This window comes from Nocardia sp. NPDC003963 (assembly GCF_053605105.1).
On sequence record NZ_JBSGIP010000094.1, the window covers coordinates 1 to 6,969 of the forward strand.

A 6,969-nucleotide genomic window follows, 5' to 3' on the forward strand; every position below is an offset into this window, starting at 1 on the left:
CGAAGCGCATGCGCCGAAGGCGCGAGTCTCGAGGCCTGAACGGCGGGACACCAGGGGGCCTCAACCCCCGCGACGCCGAAGGCGGCGCCAAAAACTCAGTGCCCGCCGGCCGAACCCGTGGTGCTCTTGGAGAGTTCCGATTCGTGCCGGGGGGATTCCACGCCGGCGTCGACCGGGACCTGGACCACGACGGCGCCGTTCTCCTTGAAGTTGAACGAGACGTCGTAGGTGAGGCCGGGGGTGATGTTCTGGGTGAGGCCGGTGATCTCGATGCGGGCGTGTTTCGTTTCGCCGCCTTCGGTTTCGACCGTTTCCCCGGTGGTGTGGGTTTCCGCGCCGGCCTGCGGGGTGGAGACCACTACCGTTTCGGCGGGGGCGATCGAGACCTTGTCGCCTTCGCCCGGGGTGATCTGGGCGGTGCCGAGGTCGGTGGTGACGCTGGTGAGTTCGTCGGTGACCACTTCGCCGGTGTTCACGATCGACAATGCGAGAGCGGCCTTGCCGCCGGTGGTGTTGATACCGGTGCCGTCTCCGGGGTAGACGATATGCACATTGCGCAGCGCGATATCGCCGATATTGGCCGTGTTGCCGTTGATGGCGGCGACCTGGGCGGCGGTTTGCGAGATCTGGCCGGCGCTGCAGCCGGACAGTACGAGAGCCGCTCCGGCGGCGAGCGCGGCGGCCGCCACCATGCGGCGCCGACGGGTCGGGGCGACCGGGCCAGCGGCAGTCACAGCAGTCAGGGCAGTCACGGGTTGTCCTCCATGTCCGAGTGGGCGCACTCCAACTAGGCACTGTAGTAGTTGCATCGGAACACGCGGCGCACCGGGCGGTGTCAGGGGGGATTGCATGGTGTGGAGTGTGTGATTTGTCGCACGTCACGGTGCGTCCGGCGGGTGCGGGATCGTAGTCTCTGCATCGCCTCTGTGTTCGTCGTCCGACGGCTCGCCGGCCAGGTGTTCCGTGTGTCCCGCGGCGTCGCGCTGACCGGTAACGATCCGGCCTCCACGGCTGGTTTGCGCGTCCGGTCGGGGTGCGCTTTTCTGTACCTCCGGAAGGTGTGTGCCCGACACCCGTTCGGGCGCAACGTAATGCACACCAAACTCGCCCTGTCAAGCCCCAGTGCCCGGTCGTTGTGGCCCTGACCTGCGCAGTTGATCGCGCCGTTATCGAGTCGCGTGTTAAACTGTGAACATCGAAAGGGGCACGGGACACATGATTTTTAAGGTCGGAGATACCGTCGTTTATCCCCATCATGGGGCGGCTTTGATCGAAGCTATCGAGACCCGCACCATCAAGGGTGAGCAGAAAGAGTATCTGGTCCTGAAGGTCGCACAGGGTGACCTCACTGTTCGGGTTCCCGCGGAAAACGCGGAATATGTCGGCGTTCGCGATGTAGTCGGCCAGGAAGGTCTCGACAGAGTCTTCCAGGTTCTGCGCGCGCCGCATACGGAAGAGCCCACCAACTGGTCCCGCCGTTACAAGGCCAACCTCGAGAAACTCGCCTCCGGCGATGTGAACAAGGTGGCCGAGGTCGTTCGTGACCTGTGGCGCCGGGAACAGGACCGTGGTCTGTCCGCGGGCGAGAAGCGGATGCTGGCCAAGGCTCGGCAGATCCTCGTCGGGGAGCTCGCGCTCGCCGAGGGCACCGACGACGGCAAGGCCGAGACGCTCCTCGACGAGGTTCTCGCCGCGGCGTCCTGATCGTGCACAGAACAGACGGTGCCGGCTCTGCCGCCGGACCCGTCACCGCATTGGTCCCTGCCGCCGGTCGTGGCGTGCGTTTGGGTGCAGTTGAGCCCAAAGCGTTCGTCCCGATCGGCGGCACACCTATGCTCGGACTGGCCGTGAACGGCCTGATAGCTGCCGGAATTGTCGACGAGATCATTGTGATGGTGCCCGCCGAACATGTCGACCGGGCGGCAGCTCTCCTACCGTCCGATGCGTCGGTGCGGATCGTGGTCGGCGGCGCCGAGCGCACCGATTCGGTGCGCGCCGGGCTGGCCGCCGCCGGTGATTCCGCGTTCTTCCTGGTGCACGACGCCGCCCGCGCCCTCACCCCGCCCGCGCTGATCGCCCGGGTGGTCGACGAACTCCGTGCCGGGCATCCCGCCGTCGTTCCCGCCCTGCCGGTGGTGGACACGGTGAAAACCGTCGATGCCCGGGGAAATGTCACCGGTACGCCGGACCGGGGCGTACTACGTGCCATCCAGACTCCGCAGGGATTCGCCGCGGCGGCGTTACGGGCCGCCTATGCCGCGGCGGAGACCGCCACCGATGACGCGGGCCTGGTGGAGCGGATGGGCACCGCGGTGCGCACCATCCCCGGCGACCCGCTCGCTTTCAAGATCACCACCCGGCTCGATCTGCGGCTGGCCGAAACCCTGCTGGACCAGCGCCCGGCGGTGACCTCGTGCTGAACATGCGGGTGGGAATCGGGACCGATGTGCACCCGATCGAACCGGGTCGTCCCTGCTGGATGGCCGGGTTGCTCTTCGACGGTGAGGACGGGTGCGCGGGACACTCCGACGGTGATGTGGCCGTGCACGCGCTCTGCGACGCGCTGTTGTCCGCGGCGGGCCTGGGAGATGTGGGCTCGGTTTTCGGCACCGGCCGACCGGAATGGGCCGGGGTCTCCGGGGCCGCCATGCTGAAGGAAGTGCGGCGGTTGCTCGATGCCGCCGGATACGAAGTCGTCAATGCCGCCGTACAGGTGATCGGCAATCGGCCGCGGATCGGTCCGCGCCGTGCCGAGGCGCAGCGGGTGCTCGGCGATCTGCTCGACGCCCCGGTATCCGTTTCCGGTACCACCAGCGACGGCCTGGGCCTGACCGGCCGCGGCGAAGGGATCGCCGCGGTCGCCAACGCGCTGCTGCACTGTCCGGGGCGGCCGAGTGCAGAGCCCGGGGACGGTGGCGAGGTGCGACCGGTATAGGGCCCGCGAGGCCGCCCATTCAGTCCGCGGCCGAAGGCCGGCCCCCGATCGGTACCCATGTGATCGGATTCGGGCCGGTAGGGTCGCCACCGCGACAACTGTCGAGCGTGAGCCTGCCACGGCGGAGCGCCGGCCTTCCCCGTGCGGTCGAGCCGACTGCCGGCGTACCGACCCGCACCGCTACCCTGCCCATATCCCCATGCACCAAATCCGAGTGCAATCCATACACGAAACTAGGATCGACTGCCGTGACGCTGCGCCTGTTCGACACCGAGAAACGGATCCTGCGTGATTTCACGCCGCTGGTACCCGGCCACGCCTCGGTGTACCTGTGTGGGGCGACCGTCCAGGGGTTACCTCATATCGGTCATGTGCGCAGTGGGGTGGCGTTCGACATTCTGCGCCGCTGGTTGACCGCGAACGGCTTCGATGTGGCATTCATCCGCAATGTCACCGATATCGAGGACAAGATCCTGACCAAGGCGGCTGCGGCCGGGCGACCCTGGTGGGAATGGGCTGCCACGCACGAGCGCGCCTTCGACCAGGCCTATCGGCAGCTCGGTGTACTTCCGCCTTCGGCCGAACCGCGCGCGACCGGTCATATCACCCAGATGGTCGAATTGATGCAGCGGCTGATCGACCGGGGACACGCCTATGCCTCGGCGGGCAATGTGTATTTCGATGTCCGGAGTTATCCGGATTACGGACATCTCTCCGGACATCGGCTCGAAGATGTACATCAGGGCGAGAGCGCCGGCCTCGGCAAACGCGATCCGCGCGATTTCACGCTGTGGAAAGCCGCGAAACCGGGTGAGCCGACCTGGCCGTCGCCCTGGGGTCCGGGCCGTCCCGGCTGGCATCTGGAATGCTCCGCCATGGCCGAGTTCTATCTGGGCCCGGAATTCGATATCCACTGCGGTGGTATGGATCTGGTCTTCCCGCACCACGAGAACGAAATCGCGCAGTCCAAGGCCGCCGGGGACGGTTTCGCCCGGTACTGGCTGCACAACGGCTGGGTCACCATGGGCGGCGAGAAGATGTCGAAATCGCTCGGCAATGTGCTGTCGATTCCGAATGTGCTGAAATCCGTTCGCGCGGTCGAATTGCGCTTCTACCTGGGCAGCGCGCACTACCGGTCGATGCTGGAATATTCGGACAAGGCACTGTCGGATGCCGCGCAGTCCTATCAGCGGATCGAAGCATTCGTACAGCGCGTGGCCGAACGCGGCGGGGATATTCCGATGGGCAAATGGACCGACGGATTCGCGGCCGCCCTCGACGACGACCTCGGTGTCCCGAAAGCGCTCGCCGAGATCCATCACGGTGTCCACGAGGGCAACCGCGCACTGGACGCGGGCGTACTCGAAACCGCCCGGGAGCACGCCGGTCAGGTCCGGGCCATGCTCGATGTACTCGGCGTGGACCCGCTGGACCCGCACTGGCACGGCGCCGCCGACCATTCGGCCGCCGACAGCGCCCTGGACGTACTGGTGGGCGCCGAACTGGAACGGCGACAGCAGGCCCGGGCCACCAAGGACTGGGCGACCGCCGACGCCGTCCGTGATCGGCTGCAGGCGGCCGGGATCGAAGTAACCGATACACCCAACGGTGCCGAATGGTCACTGGGCGCACCTACCCCTGGAAAGGCGGGCTGATGGCCGGCAATTCACAACGTCGCGGTGCGATCCGTAAGGGCGGCACGAAGAAGGGGGCTGTGGTCGGTTCCGGTGGCAAGCACCGCCGCGGATTGGAAGGTCGCGGGCCGACCCCGCCGGCCGAGGAGCGTACGAAGCATCCGGCTGCGCGCCGGGCGGCGGCGAAAGCCAAAGCCGCGCAGAAGAATCCGTCCAATCGTGGGCGCCCGGCCGGTCGCCGCAACGACGACGGTCCCGAGCTGGTGCTCGGCCGCAACCCCGTGGTGGAGTGTCTGCGGGCCGGTGTTCCGGCGAGTGCGCTCTTCGTCGCGGCGGGGACCGAGAACGACGAACGGCTCACCGAGAGTGTGCGCCTCGCGGCCGATACCGGAATCTCTATTCTCGAGGTGCCGCGCACCGATCTGGACCGGATGAGTTCCAACGGCCTGCACCAGGGCGTGGCACTGCAGGTGCCGCCCTATCGGTACGCCCACCCCGACGATCTGCTGACCCGCGCCAGGGAGTCCACCGAGCCCGCCCTGCTCGTGGCGCTGGACAATATCTCCGATCCGCGCAACCTCGGCGCCGTCGTGCGCTCGGTCGCGGCCTTCGGCGGTCACGGCGTGGTGATCCCGCAGCGCCGCAGCGCCAGCGTCACCGCGGTCGCGTGGCGGACCAGCGCCGGGGCCGCGGCGCGTCTTCCGGTGGCGCGTGCCACCAATCTCACCCGCACCCTCAAGGATTGGGCTGCCAAAGGTGTCCAGATCGTGGGTCTGGACGCGGGCGGCGACCTGTCTCTCGACGATTTCGACGGCACCGCGCCGACGGTGATCGTCGTCGGGTCGGAGGGGAAGGGGTTGTCGCGACTGGTCCGCGAGAGCTGCGACGCGGTACTGAGCATCCCGATGTCGGGACCGGTGGAATCGCTGAACGCCTCCGTCGCCGCAGGTGTGGTGCTGGCCGAAACCGCCCGGCAACGGCGCGCCTGAGGGCAGAATCCGACCGGCTGTCCGGTCGCTCGTGAGCCGGACGGCCGACCCCGCGCTACGAGGTGATCGGGCGTGTCATCGCAACGGTCAGCGGGCGGTTCGAGAGCGAATCCGTCGCGCCCGGACCGCAAATCCGCCACCGCACCGTAGAATTCGTCATGTGGTGATACCCAACGCGCCCATCGGTAAGCCGGTAGAGCACCCGCACGCGACGATGGTGCTGTTCCTCGGCGCGCTCAGCGTGCTGTGTTGCGGGCTGACCGGGCCGGTGGCCTGGGCGATGGGTAAACGCGCACTGGATCAGATCGAGGAGTCCGGCGGTGCCTACGGCGGCCACACCCAGGTGGTCGTCGGATTCATCCTCGGCGTTATCGGCACGATCCTGATGGTCGTGATGGCCCTGCTGTTCCTGGTCGTGCTGCTCGGCGGCGGCTGACCGGCCTCAGTCCAGACTCTGCTGCCCGGACCATTTGGTCCGGGCCCAGCTCGGCCATTCGTCGCTGATCGAACCCGACCAGGTGGGCTGCCGACGCTCCCGGAAAGCCGCCATGGCCTCGCCGGCGTCCCGGCCGTCGGCGATATGTTCGTTCAGGTCGGTCTCCAGCTGACCGACGATCGACGGTTCGAGACCGACGCCCTCCCACAGCAGCCGCTTGGACAGCGCGGCGGTCAACGGGGCGGATCCATTGGCGATATCGTGCGCGACCGCCATCGCGGTCGGCAGCACTTCCGCCGCGGGCAGACAGGCGTTGGCCAGGCCCATGGCGCGGGCTTCCTCGCCGTCGAAGGTACGGCCGGTGAGCAGGATATCGGCGGCATTGGCGAGCCCGGCCAGCCGCGGCAACGTCCAGTGCACGTAGCCGTCGGCGAGAACTCCGCGCCGGACCTGGCTCAGGGCGTAGACCGCGTCATCGGCCAGGTACCGCAGATCGCACTGAAGTGCCAGGGCCAGCCCGGCGCCCACCGCATGCCCGTTCACCGCCGCGATAACCGGTTTACGTACCCGGAACGGCGGCGGATCGATACTCGCGGTCACCTCGCCCGCCCGGTCCGAAAGATCGGCGCCCGCGCAGAAGGCGGGTGGAGTCCCGGTGATCACGACTACCCGGATCGCATCCTCGGCGTCGCAGCGTTTCAACGCGGCTCCCAGGGCTTCGGTCATCGCGGGATCGAAGGCATTCTGCTTCGCCGGCCGGTTCAATGTGAGGACGGCGATGCCCGCTGAGACATCGACGAGCAATTCCGAACTCATGGTCTGGATGGTAGCTGTGCTTTTGGCCAGCTGGCGCGCGCGGGGTCGAGGCCACTGTGTTTTTGGCGCGCTGGCGCGCGCGGGGGTTGAGGCCCCCTGGTGTCCCGCCGTTCAGGCCTCGAGACTCGCGCCTTCGGCGCATGCGCTTCGAGGCCTGAA

Annotated in this window: 8 protein-coding genes; 6 read left to right on the plus strand and 2 right to left on the minus strand. The window is 67.6% G+C overall.

Translation table 11 applies throughout. The features are described from left to right. Positions 1 to 95: 95 nt before the first annotated feature. Positions 96 to 752, minus strand: a complete 657-nt coding sequence (locus ACWEWT_RS38190; protein ID WP_452565806.1) for a hypothetical protein — start codon at positions 750 to 752, stop codon at positions 96 to 98. A 463-nt stretch (positions 753 to 1,215) separates the two neighbouring features. On the opposite strand from ACWEWT_RS38190, the gene carD reads away from it, so the two are divergent. The 6 genes from carD (at position 1,216) to ACWEWT_RS38220 (ending at position 5,994) form a co-directional block, all read left to right on the plus strand. Next, positions 1,216 to 1,704 carry an RNA polymerase-binding transcription factor CarD gene (gene carD, locus ACWEWT_RS38195; protein ID WP_011206964.1) on the plus strand — a complete coding sequence of 163 codons (489 nt, stop codon included), beginning with the start codon at positions 1,216 to 1,218 and terminating at the stop codon, positions 1,702 to 1,704. A 2-nt stretch (positions 1,705 to 1,706) separates the two neighbouring features. Next, positions 1,707 to 2,420 (plus strand): 2-C-methyl-D-erythritol 4-phosphate cytidylyltransferase, encoded by a 714-nt coding sequence (ispD, locus tag ACWEWT_RS38200; protein ID WP_452565808.1) that lies wholly within the window; start codon positions 1,707 to 1,709, stop codon positions 2,418 to 2,420. Positions 2,421 to 2,422: 2 nt separating this feature from the next. Continuing rightward, entirely contained in the window at positions 2,423 to 2,935 is a 513-nt protein-coding gene (gene ispF / locus ACWEWT_RS38205) for a 2-C-methyl-D-erythritol 2,4-cyclodiphosphate synthase (RefSeq protein ID WP_452565816.1), read from the plus strand. A gap of 248 nt (positions 2,936 to 3,183) precedes the next feature. Beyond that, positions 3,184 to 4,590, plus strand: coding sequence for a cysteine--tRNA ligase (gene cysS / locus ACWEWT_RS38210; RefSeq protein WP_452565810.1), 1,407 nt, complete (start codon positions 3,184 to 3,186; stop codon positions 4,588 to 4,590). After that, a complete protein-coding gene (rlmB, locus tag ACWEWT_RS38215) occupies positions 4,590 to 5,558 on the plus strand; it encodes a 23S rRNA (guanosine(2251)-2'-O)-methyltransferase RlmB (RefSeq protein ID WP_452565811.1) in 969 nt (322 codons plus the stop codon). Before cysS ends, rlmB begins: the two co-directional genes overlap by 1 nt. A 160-nt stretch (positions 5,559 to 5,718) precedes the next feature. Then, a complete protein-coding gene (locus tag ACWEWT_RS38220; RefSeq protein ID WP_452565813.1) occupies positions 5,719 to 5,994 on the plus strand; it encodes a DUF4190 domain-containing protein in 276 nt (91 codons plus the stop codon). A gap of 6 nt (positions 5,995 to 6,000) precedes the next feature. Here the strand turns inward: ACWEWT_RS38220 and ACWEWT_RS38225 are convergent, their stop codons facing one another. Beyond that, positions 6,001 to 6,810: an enoyl-CoA hydratase/isomerase family protein gene (locus tag ACWEWT_RS38225; RefSeq protein ID WP_452565815.1), complete on the minus strand. Its 810-nt coding sequence runs from the start codon at positions 6,808 to 6,810 to the stop codon at positions 6,001 to 6,003. Positions 6,811 to 6,969 lie beyond the last annotated feature (159 nt).